The sequence below is a fragment of the Streptomyces sp. NPDC018833 genome (assembly GCF_044390825.1).
Classification (GTDB): Bacteria; Actinomycetota; Actinomycetes; order Streptomycetales; family Streptomycetaceae; genus Streptomyces.
Window position 1 is genome coordinate 238,915 of sequence record NZ_JBIRZM010000011.1, and the last position, 24,316, is coordinate 263,230.

General features: G+C 69.8%; 22 protein-coding genes and 2 pseudogenes. 13 read left to right on the top strand and 11 right to left on the bottom strand.

Annotation, left to right across the window (positions count from 1 at the left end):
- Positions 1 to 95: 95 nt before the first annotated feature.
- Positions 96 to 863 (bottom strand): GntR family transcriptional regulator, encoded by a 768-nt coding sequence (locus ACH5AF_RS22790; protein WP_398903688.1) that lies wholly within the window; start codon positions 861 to 863, stop codon positions 96 to 98.
- A 465-nt stretch (positions 864 to 1,328) separates the two neighbouring features.
- Here ACH5AF_RS22790 and ACH5AF_RS22795 point away from each other — a divergent pair, with 465 nt between their 5' ends.
- From ACH5AF_RS22795 to ACH5AF_RS22815, 5 genes are all read left to right on the top strand, one after another.
- Positions 1,329 to 2,630 (top strand): sugar ABC transporter substrate-binding protein, encoded by a 1,302-nt coding sequence (locus ACH5AF_RS22795; RefSeq protein ID WP_398903641.1) that lies wholly within the window; start codon positions 1,329 to 1,331, stop codon positions 2,628 to 2,630.
- A gap of 122 nt (positions 2,631 to 2,752) precedes the next feature.
- Positions 2,753 to 3,748 (top strand): carbohydrate ABC transporter permease, encoded by a 996-nt coding sequence (locus ACH5AF_RS22800; protein ID WP_398903642.1) that lies wholly within the window; start codon positions 2,753 to 2,755, stop codon positions 3,746 to 3,748.
- Entirely contained in the window at positions 3,745 to 4,611 is an 867-nt protein-coding gene (locus ACH5AF_RS22805) for a carbohydrate ABC transporter permease (protein ID WP_398903644.1), read from the top strand. Before ACH5AF_RS22800 ends, ACH5AF_RS22805 begins: the two co-directional genes overlap by 4 nt.
- A 9-nt stretch (positions 4,612 to 4,620) precedes the next feature.
- A complete protein-coding gene (locus ACH5AF_RS22810) occupies positions 4,621 to 6,168 on the top strand; it encodes a glycoside hydrolase family 3 protein (RefSeq protein ID WP_398903646.1) in 1,548 nt (515 codons plus the stop codon).
- A gap of 502 nt (positions 6,169 to 6,670) precedes the next feature.
- Entirely contained in the window at positions 6,671 to 8,146 is a 1,476-nt protein-coding gene (locus tag ACH5AF_RS22815; protein ID WP_398903690.1) for a sensor histidine kinase, read from the top strand.
- A 226-nt stretch (positions 8,147 to 8,372) separates the two neighbouring features.
- Here the strand turns inward: ACH5AF_RS22815 and ACH5AF_RS22820 are convergent, their stop codons facing one another.
- Entirely contained in the window at positions 8,373 to 8,630 is a 258-nt protein-coding gene (locus tag ACH5AF_RS22820; RefSeq protein WP_003953983.1) for a WhiB family transcriptional regulator, read from the bottom strand.
- A 316-nt stretch (positions 8,631 to 8,946) separates the two neighbouring features.
- Positions 8,947 to 9,915, bottom strand: coding sequence for a diacylglycerol/lipid kinase family protein (locus tag ACH5AF_RS22825; RefSeq protein WP_398903648.1), 969 nt, complete (start codon positions 9,913 to 9,915; stop codon positions 8,947 to 8,949).
- 70 nt (positions 9,916 to 9,985) lie between these two features.
- Here ACH5AF_RS22825 and ACH5AF_RS22830 point away from each other — a divergent pair, with 70 nt between their 5' ends.
- Positions 9,986 to 10,411: a hypothetical protein gene (locus ACH5AF_RS22830; protein ID WP_398903650.1), complete on the top strand. Its 426-nt coding sequence runs from the start codon at positions 9,986 to 9,988 to the stop codon at positions 10,409 to 10,411.
- A gap of 160 nt (positions 10,412 to 10,571) precedes the next feature.
- On the opposite strand, the gene ACH5AF_RS22835 is transcribed toward ACH5AF_RS22830, so the two are convergent.
- The 3 genes from ACH5AF_RS22835 to ACH5AF_RS22845 form a co-directional block, all read right to left on the bottom strand.
- Entirely contained in the window at positions 10,572 to 11,516 is a 945-nt protein-coding gene (locus tag ACH5AF_RS22835) for an RNA polymerase sigma factor SigF (protein ID WP_398903652.1), read from the bottom strand.
- Positions 11,517 to 11,539: 23 nt separating this feature from the next.
- Positions 11,540 to 11,953: an anti-sigma regulatory factor gene (locus ACH5AF_RS22840; RefSeq protein WP_398903654.1), complete on the bottom strand. Its 414-nt coding sequence runs from the start codon at positions 11,951 to 11,953 to the stop codon at positions 11,540 to 11,542.
- A 246-nt stretch (positions 11,954 to 12,199) separates the two neighbouring features.
- Positions 12,200 to 12,460: a UBP-type zinc finger domain-containing protein gene (locus tag ACH5AF_RS22845; protein ID WP_215178769.1), complete on the bottom strand. Its 261-nt coding sequence runs from the start codon at positions 12,458 to 12,460 to the stop codon at positions 12,200 to 12,202.
- A 44-nt stretch (positions 12,461 to 12,504) separates the two neighbouring features.
- Here ACH5AF_RS22845 and ACH5AF_RS22850 point away from each other — a divergent pair, with 44 nt between their 5' ends.
- Positions 12,505 to 14,100, top strand: a complete 1,596-nt coding sequence (locus ACH5AF_RS22850; RefSeq protein ID WP_398903656.1) for a Na+/H+ antiporter — start codon at positions 12,505 to 12,507, stop codon at positions 14,098 to 14,100.
- On the opposite strand, the gene ACH5AF_RS22855 is transcribed toward ACH5AF_RS22850, so the two are convergent.
- On the bottom strand, positions 14,082 to 15,044 hold the full coding sequence (locus ACH5AF_RS22855; RefSeq protein ID WP_398903657.1) for a 1-aminocyclopropane-1-carboxylate deaminase/D-cysteine desulfhydrase: 963 nt from the start codon (positions 15,042 to 15,044) through the stop codon (positions 14,082 to 14,084). The genes ACH5AF_RS22850 and ACH5AF_RS22855 overlap by 19 nt on opposite strands.
- Before the next feature lie 148 nt (positions 15,045 to 15,192).
- Between ACH5AF_RS22855 and ACH5AF_RS22860 the strand changes: the two genes are divergently transcribed.
- The 4 genes from ACH5AF_RS22860 to ACH5AF_RS22875 all read left to right on the top strand — a co-directional run bounded on the left by ACH5AF_RS22860 (position 15,193) and on the right by ACH5AF_RS22875 (position 19,800).
- Positions 15,193 to 16,611, top strand: coding sequence for a family 2B encapsulin nanocompartment shell protein (locus tag ACH5AF_RS22860; protein ID WP_398903659.1), 1,419 nt, complete (start codon positions 15,193 to 15,195; stop codon positions 16,609 to 16,611).
- Positions 16,612 to 17,138: 527 nt separating this feature from the next.
- Complete coding sequence (locus tag ACH5AF_RS22865) at positions 17,139 to 18,170, top strand: family 2 encapsulin nanocompartment cargo protein polyprenyl transferase (protein ID WP_398903692.1); 1,032 nt, start codon at positions 17,139 to 17,141, stop codon at positions 18,168 to 18,170.
- A gap of 228 nt (positions 18,171 to 18,398) precedes the next feature.
- Positions 18,399 to 19,004 (top strand): dihydrofolate reductase family protein, encoded by a 606-nt coding sequence (locus tag ACH5AF_RS22870; protein WP_398903661.1) that lies wholly within the window; start codon positions 18,399 to 18,401, stop codon positions 19,002 to 19,004.
- A 355-nt stretch (positions 19,005 to 19,359) separates the two neighbouring features.
- Complete coding sequence (locus ACH5AF_RS22875; protein ID WP_398903663.1) at positions 19,360 to 19,800, top strand: DUF6304 family protein; 441 nt, start codon at positions 19,360 to 19,362, stop codon at positions 19,798 to 19,800.
- A gap of 369 nt (positions 19,801 to 20,169) precedes the next feature.
- Here ACH5AF_RS22875 and argG read toward each other — a convergent pair whose 3' ends face one another.
- Both argG and sodN read right to left on the bottom strand, forming a co-directional pair.
- Entirely contained in the window at positions 20,170 to 21,618 is a 1,449-nt protein-coding gene (gene argG, locus ACH5AF_RS22880) for an argininosuccinate synthase (protein ID WP_398903665.1), read from the bottom strand.
- 138 nt (positions 21,619 to 21,756) lie between these two features.
- On the bottom strand, positions 21,757 to 22,152 hold the full coding sequence (gene sodN / locus ACH5AF_RS22885; protein ID WP_089511141.1) for a superoxide dismutase, Ni: 396 nt from the start codon (positions 22,150 to 22,152) through the stop codon (positions 21,757 to 21,759).
- A 148-nt stretch (positions 22,153 to 22,300) separates the two neighbouring features.
- Here sodN and sodX point away from each other — a divergent pair, with 148 nt between their 5' ends.
- Positions 22,301 to 22,726 (top strand): nickel-type superoxide dismutase maturation protease, encoded by a 426-nt coding sequence (gene sodX, locus ACH5AF_RS22890; RefSeq protein WP_398903694.1) that lies wholly within the window; start codon positions 22,301 to 22,303, stop codon positions 22,724 to 22,726.
- Here the strand turns inward: sodX and ACH5AF_RS22895 are convergent.
- Positions 22,645 to 23,259 (bottom strand): CGNR zinc finger domain-containing protein, encoded by a 615-nt coding sequence (locus ACH5AF_RS22895; RefSeq protein ID WP_398903666.1) that lies wholly within the window; start codon positions 23,257 to 23,259, stop codon positions 22,645 to 22,647. The genes sodX and ACH5AF_RS22895 overlap by 82 nt on opposite strands.
- Before the next feature lie 145 nt (positions 23,260 to 23,404).
- Between ACH5AF_RS22895 and ACH5AF_RS22900 the strand changes: the two are divergent.
- A pseudogene (locus ACH5AF_RS22900) lies at positions 23,405 to 24,116 on the top strand (class I SAM-dependent methyltransferase); the annotation flags it as partial.
- A gap of 65 nt (positions 24,117 to 24,181) precedes the next feature.
- Here the strand turns inward: ACH5AF_RS22900 and ACH5AF_RS22905 are convergent.
- Positions 24,182 to 24,316, bottom strand: a pseudogene (locus ACH5AF_RS22905) (ectoine/hydroxyectoine ABC transporter ATP-binding protein EhuA); the annotation flags it as partial.

The window sequence follows — 24,316 nt, forward strand, 5'->3', positions numbered from 1 at the left end:
TGGCGTCGCAACCTGCTGCGACGCCATGCCGGACACCCTGTCAGGTGGGAACCACGGTCTCGGCCGGACCACGACGTGAGCCCGCAAAGCGGCCTTCAGTCCTTGGGCCGTTGGAGTCTCGCGACGAACTTGTAGCGGTCGCCGCGGTACACCGAGCGCACCCACTCCACCGGTTCGCCCTGCGCGTCCAGGGAGTGGCGCGAGAGCATCAGCATCGGCAGGCCCACGTCCGTGCCGAGGAGGCCCGCCTCGCGCGGCGTGGCAAGCGAGGTCTCGATGGTCTCCTCGGCCTCGGCCAAGTGGACGTCGTACACCTCCGCGAGGGCGGTGTAGAGCGAGGTGTACTTGACGAGCGAGCGGCGCAGCGCCGGGAAGCGCTTGGCCGACAGGTGCGTGGTCTCGATCGCCATGGGCTCCCCGCTGGCCAGCCGGAGGCGTTCGATGCGCAGGACCCGCCCGCCGGCCGAGATGTCGAGCAGGCCAGCCAGCGTGTCGTCGGCTGTGACGTATCCGATGTCCAGCAGCTGAGACGTGGGCTCCAGGCCCTGTGCCCGCATGTCCTCGGTGTACGAGGTGAGCTGGAGGGCCTGGGAGACCTTGGGCTTGGCGACGAACGTGCCCTTGCCCTGGATGCGCTCCAGCCGGCCCTCGACGACGAGCTCCTGCAGAGCCTGGCGCACGGTCGTGCGCGAGGTGTCGAACTCGGCCGCGAGCGTGCGCTCCGGCGGCACGGGAGTCCCGGGCGGCAGTGTCTCGGTCATGTCGAGCAAGTGCCGCTTCAGCCGGTAGTACTTGGGCACGCGCGCGGTACGCGCGCCTGCTGCCCCGCCCTCGGCTTCGGTGCCGGCCCCGTCCGTGGTCATGCCCCGCCTTCCCGACTGCTGCGCTCCTGCCGTCACCGGCTCCTCCGTCTCCCAGGTCATGTCCGGCCGTTCATGCCGGGCTCGCGTGCCCTGGCACGCACGCTCGCTGCGTTGTCGTCAATCGCCGACGCTCCGCGTCGGCTCAATCCTCCGCCTTGCGATCGCACGCACCAGACCCCGTTTGCTGATCCGGCCTGATCGGCCGGACAGGACCTAGCGGCTCACATGGTGGCACGGACCGCTCACGGGTCGTCGCCCTCCCTCATGTGTCGGTCCGATAACGGACGCGACTGCCCTTCTTATACACCCTTGACACCCTCAAAGGTCTAGGCCAAGCTCCCGGTACTGGTCTAAACCATTAAGGACCAGATCCCGGCCCCAGGGCAGAATCCGGCGCGCCACCGTCAAGTGCTGCGCGACTCCCGGGTGGTGGGGGGGACTCTTGCATCCCTTGAGGAGGGTGGCGTGAAGCGCAATCTCGTAGCAGCGGTGGGTGTGGCGGCCATGATCGCGTCGGTCGCGGCATGCGGTTCGGACGGCCAGGCCGAGTCGGCCAAGAACCCGAAGGACCGCAAGGAGACGCTGACCGTCTGGCTGATGGTCGACGCGCAGTCCACGTGGCCCGAGCTGGTGAAGGAGGTCAATGACCGGTTCAACGCCAAGTACCCGGGTGTGAAGGTCAACGTCCAGTACCAGCAGTGGGCGGACAAGACCAAGAAGCTCGACGCCGCGCTCGCCGGCGACAAGTTCCCGGACGTCGTCGAGCTGGGCAACACCGAGACCATGACGTACATCCTCAACGGCGCTCTCGGCGAGATCGACCCGAAGAAGTACGAGAACTCGGACACCTGGATCGGCGGCCTCAAGGACACCTGCACCTACGAGGGCAAGCAGTTCTGCGTGCCGTACTACGCCGGTGCGCGGGTGGCCATCTACAACAAGGACATGTTCAAGGCGGGCGCGGGCACCGAGACGCTGCCCACCACCGAGGCCGAGCTGACCGCCGCCCTCGACAAGGTGCAGGCGAAGTACGGCAAGGACAAGGCGTTCTCGCCGCTCTACCTGCCCGGCCGCTACTGGTACGCCGCCATGTCGTACGTCGCCGCGTACGGCGGCCAGATCGCCACCTACGACGAGGGCAGGAAGGAGTGGAAGGCCGCTCTGTCCACGCCCGAGGCGCAGAAGGGCATCAAGCACTTCGTCGACCTGGTCGGCAAGTACAACCACGGGGACAAGACCAAGGACGAGCAGGACCATGCCAACGTCATGGCCAACGAGAAGGCCGCCCTTCTCTACGGCAACGGCTGGGAGGCCGGCAGCGTCACCGACCCCGCGGGCAACGGCAACGCCAAGCTCAAGGACAAGATCCTCACCGCGGGCATGCCCGGCCCGAACGGCAAGGCGCTCCCGTCCTTCATCGGCGGTTCCGACCTCGCCACCATCTCCAAGTCCAAGATCCAGGACCTCGGCGAGGAATGGATCTCGATGTTCACCAGCGCCAAGTCGCAGGAGGTCCTGGCCTCCAAGAACATCCTGCCGAACAACACCAAGCAGCTGGAGCCGCTGAAGGCCAAGCCGGAGACCGCGGCGATCGCGGGCGCGGTGCCGGACGCCTGGTTCACCCCGATCGCGCCGGGCTGGGCCGCGATCGAGAAGAAGGAGGTCCTGGAGCTGATGCTCCTGGACATCATCAAGGGCGCGTCGGTCGAGGAAGCCACCAAGAAGGCCGACGAGGAGATCGACAAGCTGATCAACGAGCAGTCCTGACACCGGTCTTCTCGCAGCGTTGATCAGACGGCGGGGGCGGCGGACCGTGCCCCGGCACGGGGCGCCGCCCCCGCACTCCGGTACCTCCCGGCCCGTACGTCCGAACGGAAGGCTCCGCACCCATGAGTGCCGCCGACATGAAAGCAGCCGACCTGGTGGTGCCCGTCCCGCGGCCCCCGGAGGGGGTCGGCACCCAGCAGCCGAAGGGTCAGGCGCGCAGGCCCCGCAGGGCCGGTGCGTTGCTGCCGTATCTGCTCATCGGCCCGACCATCGTCGCGATCGCCGCGGTCTTCGTGTGGCCGCTGGTCAAGACGGCGGTCATGTCCTTCCAGGACGTGGGCCGCAAGGAACTCTGGACCGGTGAACCGGCCCCCTGGGTCGGTTTCGAGCAGTTCAGCAACATCTTCGCGGACGGCGCCTTCTGGGACTCGGCCGTCCTCACCGTCGTGTTCATGGCCGCCTGCGTGGTCACCACGCTGGCCGCCGGCCTCGCCGTCGCGCTGATGATGCAGCGCATGTCCACGTGGGCCAGGCTGCTGCTGACCGCCGCGCTGATCGCCGCCTGGTCCATCCCGCTGATGGTGGCGGCCTCGGTCTTCCGGTGGTTCGCCGACTCGGACTACGGCGTCGCCAACATGGTCCTGTCGAAGTACCTGGGACTGGACTTCCAAGGCCACAACTGGTTCCTCGACCACAAGCAGGGCTTCCTGGTCATCGGCGCCGTGGTGGTGTGGGGCGCGATCCCCTTCGTCGCCATCACGCTGTACGCCGCGCTCACCCAGGTCCCCAAGGAGCTGGAGGAGGCCGCCGCGATCGACGGCGTCGGCGCGTTCGGCAACTTCCGCTATGTGACCTTCCCCGTCATCAAGCCGGTGTTCCAGATGGTGGCCACACTGTCCGTCATCTGGGACTTCAATGTCCTCGGACAGGTCTGGCTGATGCGCGGTACCAAGCCCGAGCCCGAGTACGAGGTGCTCGGTCTCTACGCCTTCAACAAGGCCTTCGAATCCAACTCCTTCAGCCAGGGCGCCGCGATCTCCCTGATCACCGTGCTCCTGCTGTCCGGCGTGGCCGTCTACTACCTGCGCCAGCTGCTCAAGATCGGAGAGGTCGAGTGAGCGCCGTCAGCTCCGCCCCGAAGGCGATCCGTCCCGACCGCAAGAAGAAGAGCAGGCACCTCTACAACGCCGTCGGGCTGCTGACCTTCGTGGTCATGATCTTCCCCGTGTACTGGCTGATCATCAGTGCCCTGCGCCCGAACGCCGAGATCCGCAGCTACGACCAGACCCTGTGGCCCTCCTCGATCACGTTCGACAACTTCAGCCGCGCCATGGACCAGGCCCACTTCGCCACCGCCGTGAAGTCCAGCCTGATCATCTGTGTCACCGCGGTCGCCGGCGCGATGCTGATGGCGACCATCGCCGCGTATGCCATCGGCCGCTTCCGCTTCGCCGGCCGCAAGCTCTTCATGATCGTGCTGATCCTGGTCCAGCTGCTGCCGCCGACGGCCATGCTCATCCCGATCTACCTCCAGCTCAACGACCTCGGCGCGCTGAACGAGTACTGGGGCGTGATCGTCATCTACCTAGTCTCCACGCTGCCCTTCGCGACCTGGATGATCCGCGGCTTCGTGATCAACATCCCGAAGGAGCTGGAGGAGTCCGCGATGGTCGACGGCTGCAGCCAGATGGGCGCCTTCTGGCGGGTGGTCTTCCCGCTGCTCGCCCCCGGACTGGCCGCCGCTTCCATCTACTCGCTGATCAACGCCTGGAACGAGTACCTGCTCGCGTACATCGTGCTCCAGGACAACGACAAGTACACCCTCAACGTGTGGCTGGCGAACTTCACCACCTCGCGCGGTGTGGACTACGGAGCGCTGATGGCCGCATCGACGCTCATCGCCATTCCCGTCGTGGCCTTCTTCATGGTCATCCAGAAGAAGATGGCAGCGGGACTCACCTCGGGCGCAGTGAAGGGATAACGCCTCCTCATGACGACTCTCGTACGGGGATCATCCGACACCCTCACCCGTGACGCCCTCACCGTCCTCCAGCCCGGCTTCACCGGCACCACCGCCCCGGACTGGCTGCTGCGGAGGATCGGCGAAGGACTCTCCGCCGTCGGCCTGTTCGGCCGCAACATCACTACGCCCGGTCAGCTGGCCGCGCTCACCGCCCGGTTGCGGGCCGAGCGCGAGGACGTCCTCGTCGCCATCGACGAGGAAGGCGGCGATGTCACGCGGCTGGAGGCGCGCACCGGTTCCTCCTTCCCGGGCAACTACGCGCTGGGCATGGTGGACGACGTGCACCTCACCCGCGCCGTGGCGCGTGAGCTGGGCCGGCGGCTCGCCGAGTGCGGGGTCGACCTCAATTGGGCACCGTCCGCCGACATCAACTCGAATCCGGACAACCCGGTCATCGGAGTGCGGTCCTTCGGCGCGGGGACGGACCTCGCCGCCCGGCACACCGTGGCGTACGTCGAAGGACTCCAGTCCGCCGGGGTCGCCGCCTGCACCAAGCACTTCCCCGGGCACGGCGACACCAACGTCGACTCGCACCACGCGCTGCCCCGGATCGATGTGGACCTCGACACACTGCACGCCCGTGAGCTGGTGCCTTTCCGCGCCGCGATCGCGGCGGGTTCCAAAGCGGTGATGAGCGCGCATATCCTGCTGCCCGCGCTCGACCCCGAACGTCCCGCGACCCTGAGCCCGCAGATCCTCACCGGTCTGCTGCGCGAAGAGCTGGGCCACCAGGGTCTGATCGTCACGGACGGGATGGAGATGCAGGCCATCTCGTCGGTGTACGGCATCGAGCGCGGCTCGGTCCTCGCGATCGCCGCAGGAGCCGACGCGATCTGCGTCGGTGGCGGCCTGGCCGACGAGGACACCGTACTGCGGCTGCGCGACGCGCTGGTCACAGCGGTACGGGACGGCGACCTGCCCGAAGAGCGGCTGGCCGACGCGGCGGCGCGCGTGCGCGCCCTCGCCGCCTGGACGCGCCGGGCCAGGGGGGCTGCAGCAGAGCCGGGCGCGGCTTCACAGGAGGGGACCGCGCCCGGCTCCGGCACGGAGATCGGTCTTCTCGCCGCGCGGCGCGCGGTGCGGGTCACCGTGGGGAAGCAGCCGTACGAGCCGGTCACCTCGGCGCCCCATGTCGCCGCCTTCACGCCGGTCGCCAACATCGCCGTCGGTGACGAGACGCCCTGGGGTCTCGCGGCCGAACTCGCCGAGCTGCTGCCCGGCACCACGACGGGCACCTGCCCGAGTGGTGGCGATATGTTCGCTTTGGCGGCAGACGTGTTGGCGGCCGCGGCGGACCGCAGGATCGTCGCCGTGGTGCGCGACGTCCACCGGCACCCCTGGATGGCGAACGCCCTGGACGCCTTGATCGCGGCCCGTCCCGACACGGTCGTGGTCGAGATGGGCGTCAACGGGGCCCCGCCGAGGGGAGCCCTGCACATCGCCACCCATGGCGCAGCCCGCGTCTGCGGACGTGCTGCCGCCGAGGTCGTCACCGGCAAGGGTGCCGGCTTCTGACGAGCAGCCGACCGTGCTGTGCCGGGCGAGCGCCGGAGGAGGCGAGATCCGGCCGCTGACGGCGTACGAGGCGACGATCGCCTGCGGCCAGGAGCCGGACGCGCCGAGTTGTCGGCGAAGGTGACGGATATCCGCTGACGCGCTCACTGCGCGTAGGCGTGGTGGCCGGATCGTGACGGGCGGGCTCGAGGAGGGGCCCGCCCGTCCCTTTTGACCGGTGCATAAGTATGGCGCGGGAACTAAACTCGGCCCATATGCATGGACAGGCCTAATGGTCTAGTCCACAATGAAGGTGAAGTTCAGACACAAGCCTCCGCCCTCCCCGCACAGGAGGGTGGAACGAGGTCCCCGGCTCTCTCTGCCCTGACTGCGCCGAGACCTCCACACGGCCGACCGGGACCGCACACCCGCCGGCCGGGCAACTCCGGGCTGCGGTGCCGGACGGGTTGAGGGTCCCGTCACGGCGCCGCGGCCCGCGGGTACCCTCGCTGACGTGCCCTCCATGAACGACCTCGTACACCAGCACACCGCTCTGAGCGATTCCGACCTCGAGTGGCTCCATCTGCTGGTCTCGGAGTGGCAGCTGCTCTCCGACCTCTCCTTCGCCGACCTCGTCCTCTGGGTCCCCACGCGCGACGGCACCCGCTACGTCTCCGTCGCCCAGATGCGGCCCAATACCGGCCCGACCTCCTACCAGGACGACATGGTCGGCCACCTCGTCCCGCGCGGCCGCCGGCCCCTGCTCGACGCCGCGCTCGACGAGGGCCGGATCGTGCGCGAGGGCGACCCCGAGTGGCGCGAGGAGGTGCCGGTACGGGTCGAGTCCATTCCCGTGCGCCGGGAGGGCCGCGTCCTCGGCGTCATCGCCCGCAACACCAATCTGCTCACCGTCCGCACCCCCTCACGGCTGGAGCTCACCTACCTCCAGTCCGCCTCCGACCTCGCGCAGATGATCGCGGCCGGGTCCTTCCCCTACCCCGGCGAGCAGGTCGAGATGGACGCGTCGCCCCGCGTGGGCGACGGACTGATCCGGCTCGACGCCGACGGCGTCGTGCAGTACGCGAGCCCCAACGGCCTGTCCGCCTACCACCGGCTGGGCCTCGCCTCCGACCTCGTCGGGCAGCACCTCGGCCAGGTCACGACCGAACTGGCCCCCTCGCGCGGCCCGGTGGACGAGGCGCTCGTCAAGCTGGCCAGCGGGTACGCGCCCCGGGAGTTCGAGGTCGAGGGCAACGGCGGTGTCATCCAGCTGAGGGCCATCCCGCTCAAGCCCAAGGGGGTGCGAATCGGCTCCCTGGTTCTGTTGCGCGACGTCACCGAATTGCGCCGCCGAGAGCGCGAGTTGATCACCAAGGACGCGACCATCCGGGAGATCCATCACCGGGTGAAGAACAACCTCCAGACCGTGGCGGCCCTGTTGCGACTCCAGGCGCGCCGTATGGACTCCGTGCAGGGCAGGGAGGCGCTCAACGAGGCGGTCCGGCGCGTCGGTTCGATCGCCATCGTTCATGAGACGCTGTCCCAGAATCTGGACGAGCGTGTGGAGTTCGACGAGATCGCCGACCGGGTGATCGCGATGGTCGCCGAGATCTCCCCGGGCAAGGTGGACTGCCGGCGCACCGGCCGTTTCGGCATTCTCGACGCCGAGACCGCCACCCCGTTGTCGATGGTGCTCACCGAGGTGCTCCAGAACGCCCTGGAGCACGCCTTCGCGCCGGGCGAGCACGGCTCGGTCGAGGTGTCCGTGGTCCGCGGCGACACGCGTGCGGAGAACGCCCGGCTGCTGATCACCGTCCAGGACGACGGGCGCGGTCTGCCCGAGGGGTTCGACCCGAAGAGCGCGGGCAACCTGGGGCTGCAGATCGTACGGACCCTGGTCGAGGGGGAGTTGGGCGGCAGCTTCGACATGGTGCCGGTCCCGCAGCCGTCCCGCGGCACCCGGGTGGTCCTCGACATCCCCGTGTCCGACAAGCGCTGACGGGCCTCTCCGCCGTGCTCGTACAGCCGCCGGGGCCTCGCACAGCGAAGAGCCCCGGACCGTGTCACACGGTCCGGGGCTCGAAGCTCGTTGCTCGCATTCGCGATGCGCATCGGGGGTACTGCGCGCTGCGGCTCGAAGGCTGGGGGCACCTCCCGGGCGGAGCCCAGGGGGAGAGTGCGTGCTCGCTGCACGCGCCGCCGGCTCAGGCTCGTAGCAGGGGGCGTCAGGCGCTGGCGTTACGCGCCCGGTTGCGAGCGGCACGGCGCTTCATGGCGCGGCGCTCGTCCTCGCTGAGGCCACCCCAGACGCCGGAGTCCTGGCCGGACTCGAGCGCCCACTGCAGACACTGCTCCATGACGGGGCAGCGGCGGCAGACGGCCTTGGCTTCCTCGATCTGCAGCAGCGCAGGACCGGTGTTGCCGATGGGGAAGAAGAGCTCGGGGTCTTCCTCGCGGCAAACGGCGTTGTGACGCCAGTCCATGGCTGCTACCTCTCCTTGGTATTACATGCGGGTGCTTGTGAATGTGAACGCTTTCACGAATCCCCCCGCAAGGGAAGGGCCGTCGCCAGTTGCCCGGCGTTGGGTCCTGGATTCGTGGAGGGGTTCCGGCGGTCTGTGGGGCCGATGTTGCGGGCCGTCCCGATCGCCATGTAGAGATTCGCAAACCTCGGCTGCGGATACAACCCCTTCTGGAAAGTTTTTTTTGATTCCTCGGTGTCGACTAGGTCACAGCCGTACTTCTATGGGGTGGAAGCCAGCCCGTACGTTCGAGATAAAGGACTTTCGGTCGTTCCGGTCACACAATCACACGCAGTGCACGGCGTACGCCTGTGAACGTCACGCTTGTGCGCAGCCCCAGGTGGTCGCCGTCCACCTGGAAGGGCAGTGGGACCTTTGAATGCAAGGTGAAGTCGGTCTGATCATGGAGCGTGACGGCGTGCTTGCCGTGCGGGCCCCGCTCGGGGCTCGACATCAGCAGCTGGGACGCGTAACGGGCCACGGCCGACGTCGACAGCTTCGAGAATCCGAGCACGTCGAGAGCGGTGTCGAAGGATGCCCTCGGAGAGGCGTACACCGGACGATTGCCCAGGTAGGTCCAAGGAGAGGTGTTGCAGACTATGGACAGCACCAGGTCCTGCACCGGCTCCGCACCCGGCTGCTCCAGAGTGATCGTGCCGTGCCTGCGGTGGGGCTCTTCGAGGAACTGACGCAGCACCTGGCGGATGTAGAGCGCGTGCGTGGAGCGTCTGCCCCTCTCCCGCTGCTGTTCGACCCGTCCCACGACGCCGGCGTCGAACCCGAACCCGGCGCAGAAGGTGAACCAGCGCTTCGGCACACCCTCGTCCTCGGTGCCCGGGGTGCCGGCCGCGAGCCCCAGACCGACCGTTCGCTCGGTCCGGTCGCGCAGCGCGTCCAGGATGGCGCCGGTCGCCTCGACCGCGTCGTTCGGCAGGCCGAGCGCGCGGGCGAAGACGTTCGTGGAGCCGCCGGGCACCACGGCGAGGCGCGGCAGCTGCTCGGGATCGGGGCCGTGGTGGAGCAGCCCGTTGACGACCTCGTTGACTGTGCCGTCGCCGCCGAGTGCCACGACGAGGTCTATGTCGTCCGACTCCGCGGCCCGGCGGCCGAGGTCGCGGGCGTGCCCGCGGTACTCGGTGGAGACCGCCTCCAGCTTCATCTCGCTCGCGAGTGCGTGGATCAGCACATCGCGTGTGCGGGCACTGGTGGTGGTTGCTGCCGGATTGACCACGAGAAGTGCGCGCATGCGATGCAGCGTACCTACTGGGTGGTACCTGGCCCAGCCCCGGGCTTCCCGTGACGGCTACCCTGCAGGGGTGAGCAGCGACGACCCCACCTCCTCCCCCCGAAGCCCCCGCCCCATCCGCCTCACGGCCGCGGCCGCGGTCTGTGCCGCCGAGGGGCTGGCGCTCGTCGCCGGCGGTGTGTACATGCTCGTGATGGGCCTGCTGGGCCGGCCCGACGACCCCGCCCAGGCGGAGACCGGCGGTGTGACACTGATCGCGCTCGCCGTGATCCCGCTGCTGGCGGCCCGCGGGCTGCTGCGCCGCCGCTCCTGGAGCCGCGGCCCCGCGATCATCACGCAGCTGGTCGCCCTCATCCCGGCCTGGACCCTCCTGCGCGCCTCCGGCGGGCTGATCCCGCTGGGCATCGTGCTGGCGGCGGTCGCCGTGACGGGACTGGTGCTGCTGGTCAACCCGACGACGGCCCGTGTCCTGGGCATCGGCGCACCTCAGGACTGACGCGCCCGCGGGGAGCGCCGCGGCTCAGCACTGACGCGCCCCCGGGAGCGCCGCGGCTCGGGGCCGGCGCCCGGGGAGCGCTGCCGGGTCTGCGGGAAACGCGCGGGCGGGCCGCGTACGGGTGTGGTCCCGCACCGCAGCCCGCCCGGCCCTGCGACCGCTATTCCTCGACGAGGAGCTTCTCCCGCAGCTGCGCCAGCGTGCGGGCCAGCAGCCGGGAGACGTGCATCTGGGAGATGCCCACCTCCTGCGCGATCTGCGACTGCGTCATGTTGCCGAAGAAGCGCAGCAGCAGGATGCGCTTCTCGCGCGGCGGCAGGTCCTCCAGCAGCGGCTTCAGCGACTCGCGGTACTCGACGCCCTCCAGCGCCTCGTCCTCCGCGCCCAGCGTGTCCGCCACCGCCGGGGACTCGTCGTCCGTGTCGGGGACGTCCAGGGACAGCGTGGAGTACGCGTTCGCCGACTCCAGGCCCTCCAGTACCTCCTCCTCCGAGATGCCGAGGCGCTCGGCCAGCTCGTGGACCGTCGGTGAGCGGCCGTGCTGCTGGGAGAGCTCCGCCGTAGCCGTGGTCAGGGCGAGCCGCAGCTCCTGCAGCCGGCGCGGCACCCGGACCGCCCAGCCCTTGTCGCGGAAGTGGCGCTTGATCTCCCCCACCACCGTCGGCGTCGCATACGTCGAGAACTCGACGCCGCGATCCGGGTCGAACCGGTCCACCGACTTGATCAGACCGATTGTGGCGACCTGCGTGAGGTCGTCCAGCGGCTCGCCACGGTTGCGGAAGCGCCGTGCGAGATGCTCGACGAGCGGCAGATGCATGCGGACGAGCTGATTGCGCAGCTCCGCCCGCTCCGGCGCTCCCTCGGGCAGCTTGCGCAGCTCTATGAACATCGCCCGTGCCCCGCTGCGGTCGTGGAGGTCGTGGTGATGCCGCTCGTGCCCGTGTTCGTGCTCGCTCATACGGTCCGCCTGATCTGCCCGCGCCTGCTCCGCCGAGGCCGTCCGGCCGTCGGGCTCGTCCACCACCGGGTGCGGCCGTGCGTGCTGCTCCGGGATGCCGGCAGACGCGCTCAGCACCCGGGGGCCACGCTCCTCGTCCTCCCGCATCGGACCATCCCCGTTTCCGTTGCTCACGCCGGCCCGGGTCCCGCGCCGCGCTGTTTGTACAGGCTGATGCAGACCGTACGGTCGTCGGCGACCGAGGAGTCGACCTTGCCGGCCAGTGCCGAGAGCACCGTCCAGGCGAATGTGTCGCGCTCCGGGGCCCGGCCGTCGGTCGTGGGCGCCGAGACCGTCACCTCCAGCGAGTCGTCCACGAGCCGGAACACACAGCTCAGGACTGACCCGGGAACGGCCTGCTGGAGCAGGATCGCGCACGCCTCGTCAACCGCGATCCGCAGATCCTCGATCTCGTCGAGGGTGAAGTCCAAGCGCGCTGCGAGACCGGCCGTGGCCGTACGCAACACGGACAGGTAGGCACCCGCAGCCGGCAGCCGGACTTCCACGAAGTCCTGAGTCCCGGGCTCGCCTGCGATCTGGGACACCCTCACCTCCAAGGTGGCACAAGCTCTTTCTGGGCCACGGGCCAGAGGACCCGCGGCCATGCGGTACGTAGTCGATTACGTAGCCGGTACTGGCCTGGCGACGCTATCGCGATCCATGGTGCCGTGTCGCCGGGGACCCCCGAGCTGACAACTGTCACTCATGGTAAGCATATGAGTACGGACAGTGGCTAGAGGTCTGCGCGGTCCAATTGCGCGGAACCACGGGATGGTTGACGTACCCACGCGTCAGACGATCGAACCGTCCACAAAGCACCACCGCCACTTCTGCCCCGGCTCGAAACTGCGCATCACCGCGTGCGCCGTCTCGTGGAAATGCGCGCTCGCATGCCGCAGCGGCGACGAGTCGCAGCAGCCCACGTGGCCGCAGACCAGACACAGTCGCAGCTGGACAGGGTGGCTGCCCACCGCCAGACACTCCGGGCACGTCTCGCTCAGCGGCACCGGCTCGGGCAGGGGCAGTTCCGCTACATGCGCGCACTCGCTCATGATTGCCAGACTACGGCGCAGGTGACGGACGCGAGGTCGGTGTGATGGAAGCATTGCCACTGGTGGGACTCATCGCGGCGAGCGCCGCGGTCGCGGGCGCCGCCCGCCGGACCCCGATCCCGGCGCCCCTGCTGCTGGTGACGGCGGGGCTGATCGCCTCGTATGTGCCGGGCGTCCCCGACTACCACCTCGACCCGCACATCGTGCTGCCGCTGCTGCTGCCCCCGCTGCTGCACACCGCCGCCCTGGACAGCTCCTACCTCGACCTGCGCGCCAACATCCGCCCGGTTGCGCTGCTCTCCGTCGGCTACGTCCTCTTCGCGACGCTGGCCGTCGGCTACCTGGCGTACCTGATCGTGCCCGATCTGCCGCTGACCGCCGCCCTGGTGCTCGGCGCGGTCGTCGCGCCGCCGGACGCGGTCGCCGCGACGGCCATCGCCCGCAGGCTCGGACTGCCCAACCGCATCACCACGATCCTCCAGGGCGAGTCCCTGGTGAACGACGCCACCGCGATCACCGCGTACAAGGTGGCGCTGGCCGCCGCGGTAGGCCAGGGCGCGAGCTGGGCCGGGGGCCTGGGGGAGTTCGCGCTCGCCTCGCTCGGCGGCATCGGCGTGGGGCTGGTCCTGATGATCCCCATCCACTGGCTGCGCACCCGCCTGAAGGAAGCGCTCCTGCAGAACACGCTGTCCCTGCTCATCCCGTTCATCGCCTACGCCGCCGCCGAGGAGGTCCACGCCTCCGGAGTGCTCGCCGTGGTCGTCGTCGCGCTCTACCTGGGCCACCACTCCTCGCAGGTCGACTTCGCGACCCGGCTCCAGGAGGCGGCGGTGTGGAAGATGGTCTCCTTCGTGCTGGAGTCAGTGGTGTTCGCGCTGATCGGACTGCAGCTGGCCTTCGTGGTGGAGGAGCTCGGGGAGTACGGCGTGGGAGAGTCCCTGTGGTACGCCGCCGGGGTCTTCGTCACCGTCGTCGTCGTGCGCTTCGTCTGGGTCTATCCGGCGACCTTCCTGCCCCGCGCGCTGTCCCGGCGCATCCGGCAGCGTGAGCCGGACACCACCTGGAGGGCTCCGCTGATCGTCGGCTGGGCCGGCATGCGCGGGGTGGTGTCGCTGGCGATCGCGTTCTCCATCCCGCTGACCATGGCCGACGGCGAGGCGTTCCCCGCCCGGAACCTCGTCCTCTTCCTCACCTTCACCACCGTGATCGGCACCCTCGTGGTGCAGGGCCTGAGCCTCCCGCCGCTCATCCGCGCGCTGAAGCTGCCCGGACGCGACGTGCACGCCGAGACGCTCGCCGAGGCCCAGGCGCAGAGCGAGGCGTCCACCGCCGCCGAACAGCGGCTTCAGGAACTGCTCACGGACGAGCGCAACGCCCTGCCGCAGCCCCTGGCCGACCGGCTGCGCAGCGTGCTGGAGCGCCGGCGCAACGCCGTGTGGGAGCGGCTCGGCTCGGTCAACGAGATCACCGGGGAGTCCGCCGACGACACCTACCGGCGCCTGGCCCGGGAGATGATCGCAACCGAGCGCGACGTCTTCGTCGAGCTGCGCAACCGGCGCCGGATCGACGACGAGATGATGCGCACGTTGCTGCGTCGGCTTGACCTGGAGGAGGCGGCGGCCTACCGCGAGGGGGCCTGACCCGACCCGTCCTCCTGGCCGGTGACCACGGCCGCGAGAGTGGTACCTGAGGGGAAGGCGCCCTCGGCGGCGAGCACGCTGAGTCCATAGAGCGCTTTGGCGACATAGACGCGCTCCACGCGCAGCCCGTGCCGCTCCTCGAAGTCCCGGGCGAACGTGTCGAGTCCGGGGCTCGTGCGGGCATAGCCGCCGAAATGGAAGCGGTCGTCGAGCGACCAGTCACCGGCCGGGCCGCCGAAGGCCGCCGCCTGAAGCGCGCGTATCGCGTCACCGAGGAAGCCGCCGCGCAGTACGGGGAAGCCGATGGCGCGCTGGCCCGGGCCGAGGCCCGCGGCAAGACCGGCGAGCGTGCCGCCCGTGCCGCAGGCGACGGCGACGACGTCGATGTCCTCGTCGAGGTCGCGCAGCTCACGGCCGAGCTCCCGGCAGCCGTGTACGGCCGGTGCGTTGCTGCCGCCCTCGGGCACCACGTACACGTCGTCCGACCGGAGCCCCACCCCGGTCCCGGTTCCGGCGTCGCGCAGGATCCGTACCAGCACGGCGGGGTCGTCCTTCGCGCGGTAGGTGGCGCGGTCGGTGAACAGCAGGCGCATGCCGTCGTCCGCGCAGCGGCGCAGCGACGGGTTCAGCGCGCGCGTGGCCAGTTCGTCACCCCGTACGACACCGATCGTGGGGAAGCCGAGCAGACGGCCCGCCGCCGCGGTGGCGCGCAGATGGTTGGAGTACGCGCCGCCGAAGGTGAGCACCGTACGGCCGGCGGCGGCGTACAGGTTGGGGACGAGTTTGCGCCACTTGTTCCCGGGCAGGTCGGGGTGGATCAGATCGTCGCGCTTGAGCAGCAGCCGTACCCCGTAGCGGTCGAACCGCTCGTCCTCGACGGGCTGCAGCGGTGAGGGCAGCCGGGGCCGCAGCACGGCGGCAAGGTCGGATGTCTGCCCGGTCATGCCCTCATTGTCGCCGGATGTGCGAGCGAATCCGGCCGCTGCCCCGGTCGAGGCGATCCAGTCCCACTCATTTGTGTAATGGCGCCGTGACGCACTGCGCTGGAAGGCTTTCTCTCGCAGGTCAGACCCGTGATCGAGAGGGAGTTACATGACGGTCGGTTCGGTAGGAACCGTCGGCGAGGACGTCCGGGAGCAGGGCCCCCAGCAGAGTCTCGGCACCGCCGCCGCTCGGAATCTCGCGACCACCACGAAGTCCGTCCCGCAGATGCAGGAGATCACCTCACGGTGGCTGCTGCGCATGCTGCCCTGGGTGCAGGTGCAGGGCGGTACGTACCGAGTGAACCGGCGCCTGATCCACTCGGTCGGCGACGGCAGGGTGACATTCGTGCAGACCGGCGACCGGGTCACGGTCATTCCCGCCGAGCTGGGCGAGCTACCGGCGCTGCGCGACTTCGCTGACGATACGGCGCTCATGGAGCTGGCGCAGCGGTGCGAGCAGCGGGAGTTCGCGCCCGGCGAGGTGCTGGCCACCGGTGGGGACGCGGCGGACCGGATCTATCTGCTCGCGCACGGCCGGGTCGAGCAGGTCGGCGAGGGACCCTACGGGGACGAGGCCGTGGTCGAAGTCCTCGCGGACGGTGCGTATTTCGGCGATCAGTGCCTCACGGACCGGGAAGCCGTCTGGCGGTACACCGCCCGCGCGGCCACGGCCTGCACCGTGCTCGTCCTGACCAGGTACGACGTGCTCAACCTCGCCGACCGCGCGGAGTCGCTGCGCACCCATCTGGCGGACCTTGCCGCGCTGCCCCACCAGCGGACCAACACATACGGCGAAGCGGCGATCGACCTGTCGGCGGGCCATGTCGGTGAGGCCGTCGTCCCACACACCTACGTCGACTACGACGCGGCCCCCCGCGAGTACGAACTGAGCGTCGCGCAGACCGTTCTGAAGGTGCACAGCCGTGTCGCCGACCTCTACAACCAGCCGATGAACCAGACCGAGCAGCAGTTGCGGCTGACCGTCGAGGCGTTGCGCGAGCGCCAGGAGCACGAGCTGGTCAACAACCGCGAGTTCGGCCTTCTCACCAACTGCGACTACGGTCAGCGGCTGCAGCCGCACGACGGTGTGCCGAGCCCTGACGACATGGACGAGCTGTTGTCGCGGCGGCGCGGTTCCAAGCTGTTCCTCGCCCACCCGCGCGCCATCGCCGCCTTCGGGCGCGAGTGCAACAAGCGGGGCCTCGTGCCCGACCATGTGGAGATCGGCGGCCACCATGTGCCGGCCTGGCGGGGCGTGCCGATCTTCCCGTGCAACAAGATCCCGATCTCGGCCGCCCGGACGACGTCCATCATCTGCATGCGTACGGGCGAGGCCGACCAGGGCGTGATCGGACTGCACCAGACCGGCATCCCGGACGAGATCGAGCCCAGCCTGTCCGTGCGGTTCATGGGCATCGACGAGCAGGCGATCATCTCGTACCTGGTGACGGCCTACTACTCGGCAGCCGTGCTCGTCCCCGACGCCCTCGGCGTCCTGGAGAACGTGGAGGTGAGCCGCCCGCGCTGACCAAGTGAGGCACCGGGGGCGCGTCGCGGGTTGTTGTCCGGTGCGTCGTGGCCGGGGCCGCGACGCAGCCCCAGAGCCGCCCGGGGCCGCCCCACGATGGCACTGCTCTGTATCCCTTCGGGCGCATGGGGGAGGTCGCACGTCGCGTTGCCGAAGTGCCTTCATGGCTCCGACATGAGGGCACTCAGGCGCCTTGCGGTGCTGTCCCCTCGGCCCTGGCTGGCCTGGGAAGGCCATCTCCCTCGCGCCTATGGGCCTACGCGCCTACGGGCCTACGGGCCTGGGAGCCCCTCCCTCGGCCCTTGCCGGCCTGAGAAGGGCCGTCTCCCTCGGCCCTTGCCGGCTTGGGAAGGCCCTCTCCCTCGCGCCTACGGCCCTGGGAAGGCCCATGCATCGGACGCCGTGGCCTGTCGGGCTCTGGGCCTGTCCGGCCCGCACGCAGTCCGGCCCCGATCCGCCGGACACCCCCTGACCACGCCCCGGCCCGCACAGCCGCCAGCCGTCGAGCAAAGGACCGCCCGTTGACCATGCCGGACACCGTCGAGGGCTGTGAGGCCGTCGCCCTGCTGGAGCGCACCCGCGGCGCGGTCCAGCCCGAGCTCCGTTCCGCCATCGACACTCTCCCGGGCGCCATGCGCCGGGTGGCGAGGTACCACTTCGGCTGGGAGCAGGCCGACGGCAGCCCGGCCGCCGGGGCAGGCGGCAAGGCCATCAGGCCCGCGCTGGTGCTCGCCGCCTGCCGGGCGCTGGGCGGTGACCCGCGCCGGGCCGTGCGGGCCGCGGCGGCCGTGGAGCTGGCACACAACTTCACACTGCTGCACGACGACGTCATCGACGAGGACGTCACCCGCAGGCACCGTCCCACCGTCTGGAGGGTGTTCGGCGCCGCGGACGCCATCGTCGTCGGGGACGCCTTGCTCGCCCTCGCGCTGCGGCTGCTGGCCGATGACCGGGATCCGTGCGCGGTCGCCGCGTCGGGACGGCTCACGGCCTGTGTCATCGAGCTGTGCGCGGGCCAGCAGGCCGACTGTTCCTTCGAGGAGCGCGCACCGGGGGAGGTGACGCTGGAGGAGTGCCTCGGGATGGCGACGGCCAAGACCGGTGCGCTGCTGGGCTGCGCGTGCGCGATGGGCGCGCTGTACGCGCGGGCGGGGGAGGAGGAGGTCGCCGCTCTGGACGCCTTCGGGCGCCAGGCCGGTCTCGCCTTCCAGCTCATCGACGATCTGATCGGGATCTGGGGAGATCCGGGGCGCACCGGGAAGCCGGCCGGGGCCGATCTCGCGGCGCACAAGAAGTCCCTGCCGGTCGTGGCCGCCCTGGTATCGGGCACGCCGGCCGGCGCCGAGCTGGCCGAGCTGTACCGGGAGCCGATGAACGCCGCGGCGGTGGCCCGCGCCGCCGACGCGGTCGATCGGGCCGGTGGCCGGGACTGGGCGCAGATGCAGGCGGCCGACCGGATGTCGCGGGCGCTGGGGGAGTTGTCGCGTGCCGTGCCGGACCTCGCCGCGGCAGGGGATCTGCTGGCGCTGGCGGAGTTCGTCACGCGGCGCATGCACTGAGGCCGGCGGCGTACCGCATGCGGCGCGCCGGGGGCCGTGCGCGTGCGGCCCCGGCGCGCCGGGGCCCTGGCGAGCACGTGCCGTGCCCCGCGCCCGGAACCACTTCCTCCGCATCCCGTCGTGAAAGAGCCTTGCGTAGACCACTACAAGTTAAGCACTATGGATGGAGTGGTAGGGCCCGGTGTTCACCGGGCCGCCGCCGGCTCACTCCCGACCAAAGGATCAGGTTTGCGCAAGCTCAGCTACTTCGTCGCCGCGTCGATCGATGGCTTCATCGGAGCTCCGGACGGTGAGGCGGACTTCTTCACCCGTGATCTGACCGAAGACTTCATCGAGTACCTGAAGAACGAGGCGCCGGACACCCTGCCGACCGCGGCCCGCCGGGCCTTCGGCATCGACGACGTGCCCAACCGCGAGTACGACACGATCATCCAGGGCCGCGCCAGCTACGACCTGGCCCTGCGGATCGGCATCACCAGCCCGTACGCGCATCTGCGCGAGTACGTGGCGTCGAACAGCATCACGCAGTCGCCGGACCCGAACGTGCGCATCGTCTCCGGCGACGTGGCGGCGGCGGTCCGGGACCTGAAGAAGGAGGACGGCCTCGGCATCTACCTCTGCGGCGGTGCGCATCTGGCCGGCCAGCTGATCGGCGAGGTCGACGAACTCGTCATCAAGACGTACCCGGTCGTGCTGGGTGCGGGCATGCCGATGTTCTCCGCCCCGTTCCGGCTCGCCGACTTCGCGCTGGAGTCCCTGCGCTCCTTCGATAACGGTGCGGTCGTCAGGAAGTACGCCAGGAAGCCCGAAGCGGAGCACACCGGGCAGGACTGACGGCGGCCGTCCCGCTGTCCGAGGCGCCCGTAGCGGCATATTCTGGCCATATGGACAGTGAAGGACATGGGTCGCAACGAGTCCCGCGCCGCACGCAGGAAGAACCTGTCTGTCCCGCCTGCGGCCAGCCTGTCGGCACGGTCGTCAAACGGCACAAGACACTGGGGGCGTTCGTCCCCGTCTGGGAACCGGGGCCGTGCCGCAACCCCGACTGTCCCCTGAGTGCCGACGAGGGCGGCGGCACATCCGGCGAAGAGGTCAGCAAGAAGTGAGCCGCCGCCCGCCGCGCAGGCCGGCGGACGTCCAAGCGGCACCTCCTGCACGTCGGGGTCAGGCCTACCGCTACAGTCCGCGCATGTCATCGGAGTCGACTGAGGTCTGGGCGGGCTGGTACCGCGACCGGGCCGGCGCGGAAGCGGTCACGATAACCGCGGCCGACGGCCAAGTGCGTACGCGCATCAGAGGTGTTGAGTACCAGGGCGTCACTTTCGCCGCCCTGCGGGCGGAGGGTGGCGGGACGCTGTCCTCCTGCGTACTGGAATGGGACATGCCGCTGCCTGTCCAGGTGGACAGCGAGGTGCAGCAGGCGACGCTCAGCTGCCTGCTGACACTGGGCGAGCCGGCGCAGGACGGTGCCGGGCCGGACCGCGCGGAGCTCAATCTGACACTGCACTGCGGCGGCGCCGCCTATGAGGCGGGCGTGGCGGACGGCGATTTCGAGGACGCACTCGCCCGTATCCGGGGCCAGTTGCCGCCCGGCGCGGAGCTCGGGGACCGCGAGCCGGCCCAGGCGTGACCCACTTGCGTTCACGGCGGTGCCCCAAGATGGGTGTCTGGCGGGGCAGTTGGGGCCGACGTGCGCTCGACGGCATGGACTTCGAGGTGAGGCATCCGCGTGTGCTGTGTGCCATCGCCGACACCGGAGCCTGCACGAGCTCGCCCGGCGGCTCGGGCGAGCCGGCCGTCGCTGACCACGCAACTGCGCCGGATCGAGGGCTTCCGCGGCGCGCCGCTGTCCATGCGCGGGGCGCACCGGCTGCCAAGGGCACCGAAGGAAACCGGTGACGCTCATCGCGAGTTGAGTTCCCGGGCAGACGACAGCGGGCCCCGGCGGAAGGGAATCGCCGACACCCGCTGCCCAGGTGCGTACGACCGGTGACCGGTCTCAGTCCGTGCCGGACTCCATCGCGGCGCGGTCCAGCATCGTCTCCTCGGCCGTGCCCTCGCCGCGCGAGGCGATCACCTGGGCGCCGCCCTCGTCCATGGTGCCGATCAGACCGGTCGAGGCCGCCTGCGCGGCGCCGATCAGCGTCGGATGATCGGTGCCGACCATGCCCAGGCCCGCGTACTGCTCGAGCCGCGCCCGGGAGTCTGCGATGTCCAGGTTGCGCATGGTGAGTTGGCCGATCCGGTCCACCGGGCCGAACGCCGAGTCCTCGGTCCGCTCCATGGAGAGCTTGTCCGGGTGGTAGCTGAGCGCCGGGCCCCGGGTGTCGAGGACCGAGTAGTCCTCGCCGCGCCGCAGCCGCAGGGTCACCTCACCGGTGATCGCCGCGCCGACCCAGCGCTGCAGCGACTCGCGCACCATCAGCGCCTGCGGGTCCAGCCAGCGGCCCTCGTAGAGCAGCCGGCCGAGCCGCCGGCCCTCGTTGTGGTACGCGGCCACGGTGTCCTCGTTGTGGATCGCGTTGACCAGGCGCTCGTAGACGATGTGCAGCAGCGCCATGCCGGGCGCCTCGTAGATGCCGCGGCTCTTGGCCTCGATGATCCGGTTCTCGATCTGGTCGGACATGCCCAGACCGTGCCGGCCGCCGATCGCGTTGGCCTCCATGACGAGGTCGACCGGAGTGGCGAACTCCTTGCCGTTGATGGTGACCGGGCGGCCCTGGTCGAAGCCGACCGTCACGTCCTCGGTGGCGATTTCCACCGACGGGTCCCAGAAGCGCACGCCCATGATCGGCTCGACCGTCTCGATGCCGGTGTCGAGGTGCTCCAGGATCTTGGCCTCGTGCGTGGCGCCCCAGATGTTGGCGTCCGTCGAGTACGCCTTCTCCGTCGAATCCCGGTAGGGCAGCCCGTGCGCGAGCAGCCACTCCGACATCTCCTTGCGGCCGCCGAGCTCCGTGACGAAGTCCGCGTCCAGCCAGGGCTTGTAGATCCGCAGGTGCGGGTTGGCCAGCAGCCCGTACCGGTAGAACCGCTCGATGTCGTTGCCCTTGAAGGTGGAGCCGTCACCCCAGATCTGCACCCCGTCCTCCAGCATCGCCCGCACCAGCAGCGTGCCGGTCACGGCGCGCCCCAGCGGCGTGGTGTTGAAGTAGGGGCGCCCGCCCGACTTGATGTGGAACGCGCCGCAGGCGAGCGCTGCCAGCCCTTCCTCCACCAGCGCGGCACGGCAGTCGACGAGCCGGGTGAGCTCGGCACCGTAGGCGGAGGCTCGGCCGGGCACGGACGCGATGTCGGGCTCGTCGTACTGACCGATGTCGGCGGTGTACGTGCACGGGACGGCACCCTTGTCGCGCATCCAGGCGACGGCGACCGAGGTGTCGAGTCCGCCGGAGAAGGCAATGCCGACGCGCTCGCCGGCGGGGAGGGAGGTGAGGACCTTGGACATGGCAAGAGTATGCAGGTATTCGCATGATCATGCAATGTCGGGCCGGGCGGAAAGACCGCACCCGGTCCGTCATGGACGGACCGGGTGCGGACAGGACGACCAGGCGATCAAAGAAAACCGCAGGTCAGAGAGCAAGAATCAGGCCTTCTTGGTCTCCCAGAAAATCTTGTCGATCTGGGCGATGTAGTCCAGAGCCTTCTGGCCCGTCGCCGGGTCAGTCGACGCCTTCGCGGCCGACAGGGCCTTCAGTGCGTCGTTCACGAGCTGGTGCAGCTCCGGGTACTTCTCGAAGTGCGGGGGCTTGAAGTAGTCGCTCCACAGCACCGAGACGTGGTGCTTGGCGAGCTCCGCGCGCTGCTCCTTGATGACCGTGGCGCGGGCGCGGAAGTGCGGGTCCTCGTTGGCCTGGTACTTCTCCTGGACGGCCTTGACCGACTCCGCCTCGATGCGGGCCTGGGCCGGGTCGTAGACACCGCAAGGCAGGTCGCAGTGAGCGCTGACCTTCACCTTGGGGGCAAACAGGCGGGAGAGCATTGAGCTGTCCTTCCTCGTGATCGTCTTCTCAGGTGGGAGATTACTCCGTGGCAGACGGGTTTTCGCGAGTGCCCCCAGGGGCTTAGGGCAAAAGTCCGGGGTCACCATGGGACCGGTGGCGGAACATACGGTGGAGCCGGAGGGGTCGATGAGTGAGCAGGCGAGTCAGGCGAGGGCGCCGTTCGGCATCGCCGAGGTGACCGGCCGTTCGATGTACCCGACGCTGTGGCACGGCGACCAGCTGCTCGTGCACAACGGCGCCGAGGTGCGACCGGGGCATGTCGCGGTGCTGCGTCATCCGCTTCAGCAGGATCTGCTCATCGTGAAACGGCTGATCGAGCGGCGCGACGGCGGCTGGTGGGTGCTGGGGGACAATCCGAACGACGAGGTCGTGGACAGTCGCGCGTTCGGCGCCGTGCCGGACGAGCTGGTGCTCGCGCGGGTGCGCGCCCGGTACCGCCCCATGCTGCCGGGGCGCCGCCGCACCCCGTTCTACGTGGCGTCCTGGGTCGTCTCCGCTGTGCGGCTGGTGCCGGCCGACCGCTCGGTCTCCAGGCGCTTGCGGGCCCGGTAGGCGGCCACGTTGGCGCGGGTGGCGCAGCGGTCGGAGCAGTAGCGGCGCGAGCGGTTGGTCGAGGTGTCGAGGTAGGCGTTGCGGCAGGGCGCGGCCTGGCACAGGCCGAGGCGGTCGACGCCGTACTCGGTCAGGTGGAAGGCGAGGCCCATCGCGGCGATGGCCGCGTATCCCGCAGTCGCGTTCGACGGGTGGTCGGCGAGGTGCATGTGCCACTTGGGGCGGCCGTCCTCGTCGCGGTGGTCGTGTCCGGAGATCTGCGGGCTCACCGGGAACTCCAGCAGCAGCGCGTTGAGGAGATCGACCGCCTGGGTCTCCTCGCCCGCGTCCGCCGCGGTGAAGACCGCGCGCAGGCGGCCGCGGACGGACCGGAAGCGGGTGACGTCCGAGTCCGTGGCGCGCCGCCCACCCTGTGGTGCGGGGCCGAACAGTTCGCGGACTGCCTCGACGGAGGTGAGCGAGTCCCTGTTGCGGCCCGGCTCCTCGGTGTTGACCAGGCGTACGGCGTAGTCCGAGTAATAGGCCAGTTCCACTTGTAGTCCTTACCGCGACGGTCTGGTGTCGGCGTAACAGCTGCTTTTGCTTCGAGGGTATTACGGACGAGAGGGTTTCGGTACGAGGACGGGTACCGACCGGCGGGCCTGACAGGACAGCTGGAACCGGCATCAGGAGTGGTATCTGCCCGACCGCGAGGAGCGGTTCCGGGTGATGCCGGGTGGGGTCCCCCATGACTGAGGGCTACGGGGGGGCGAGGCCATGGTCGGCACCGAGCCGAGGGTGCTGAACCTCGTCTGCGGTACGGGAAGTATCACGGACCGGCTGCTCCAGCGGTTCCCGAAGGCCACCAGTACGGGTGTCGACCTCGACCCCGCCCTGCTGACGATCGCCCGCGGGTACTTCGCCGGGGACGAGCGCGTCACCTTCCACGCCGCCGACCTCAAGGCCCCGGACTGGACGGCCGCCCTGCCGCACACCTCGTACGACGCGGTGCTGACCGCGACCGCCCCGCACTGGCTGCACAGCGAGCCGCTCACCGCGCTCTACGGCCGGCTCGCCGGGCTGGTCCGGGACGGCGGCGTTTTCATGAACGCCGACCGCATGAAGGACGTGTCCACGCCCCGTATCAACGCGGCCGAGCGCCCACCGCCACGCCGGCATGGACCGCGCCCTCGCCGCCGGGGCGGTCGACTGGGCCGACTGGTGGGCCCTCGCCGTGAAGGACCCGGTCCTCGCCGAGCCGACCGCCGAGCGTTTGCGCATCCACGGCGAGCACGCTGATGGCGACATACCGTCCCCGGCCTGGCACGCGCGCACCCTGCGCGAGGCAGGTTTCGGAGAGGCCCGGGCGGTGTGGGCATCGCCGAGCGACGCGCTGGTGCCGGCGCTGAAACAGGCGGTGGCATGGAGAAGGGGCGGTACGGAGAGAAGTCCGTACCGCCCCTGTGCCGTACCGGCCTACAGAACCTTGGACAGGAACGCCTTGGTGCGCTCCTGCTGGGGGTTGCCCAGGACGTCGCGCGGGTGGCCGGACTCGACCACCACGCCGCCGTCCATGAAGACCAGTGAGTCGCCGACCTCGCGTGCGAAGCC

Coding starts and splice junctions, on each gene's coding strand:
- sodN (WP_089511141.1), bottom strand. CDS start 22,152: ATGCTCTCCCGCCTGTTTGCCCCCAAGGTGAAGGTCAGCGCTCACTGC.
- ACH5AF_RS22800 (WP_398903642.1), top strand. CDS start 2,753: ATGAGTGCCGCCGACATGAAAGCAGCCGACCTGGTGGTGCCCGTCCCG.
- ACH5AF_RS22845 (WP_215178769.1), bottom strand. CDS start 12,460: ATGAGCGAGTGCGCGCATGTAGCGGAACTGCCCCTGCCCGAGCCGGTG.
- ACH5AF_RS22875 (WP_398903663.1), top strand. CDS start 19,360: ATGTCATCGGAGTCGACTGAGGTCTGGGCGGGCTGGTACCGCGACCGG.
- ACH5AF_RS22790 (WP_398903688.1), bottom strand. CDS start 863: ATGACCACGGACGGGGCCGGCACCGAAGCCGAGGGCGGGGCAGCAGGC.
- ACH5AF_RS22850 (WP_398903656.1), top strand. CDS start 12,505: ATGGAAGCATTGCCACTGGTGGGACTCATCGCGGCGAGCGCCGCGGTC.
- ACH5AF_RS22825 (WP_398903648.1), bottom strand. CDS start 9,915: ATGCGCGCACTTCTCGTGGTCAATCCGGCAGCAACCACCACCAGTGCC.
- ACH5AF_RS22855 (WP_398903657.1), bottom strand. CDS start 15,044: ATGACCGGGCAGACATCCGACCTTGCCGCCGTGCTGCGGCCCCGGCTG.
- ACH5AF_RS22820 (WP_003953983.1), bottom strand. CDS start 8,630: ATGGACTGGCGTCACAACGCCGTTTGCCGCGAGGAAGACCCCGAGCTC.
- ACH5AF_RS22835 (WP_398903652.1), bottom strand. CDS start 11,516: ATGCGGGAGGACGAGGAGCGTGGCCCCCGGGTGCTGAGCGCGTCTGCC.
- argG (WP_398903665.1), bottom strand. CDS start 21,618: ATGTCCAAGGTCCTCACCTCCCTCCCCGCCGGCGAGCGCGTCGGCATT.
- ACH5AF_RS22865 (WP_398903692.1), top strand. CDS start 17,139: ATGCCGGACACCGTCGAGGGCTGTGAGGCCGTCGCCCTGCTGGAGCGC.
- sodX (WP_398903694.1), top strand. CDS start 22,301: ATGAGTGAGCAGGCGAGTCAGGCGAGGGCGCCGTTCGGCATCGCCGAG.
- ACH5AF_RS22810 (WP_398903646.1), top strand. CDS start 4,621: ATGACGACTCTCGTACGGGGATCATCCGACACCCTCACCCGTGACGCC.
- ACH5AF_RS22860 (WP_398903659.1), top strand. CDS start 15,193: ATGACGGTCGGTTCGGTAGGAACCGTCGGCGAGGACGTCCGGGAGCAG.
- ACH5AF_RS22815 (WP_398903690.1), top strand. CDS start 6,671: ATGAACGACCTCGTACACCAGCACACCGCTCTGAGCGATTCCGACCTC.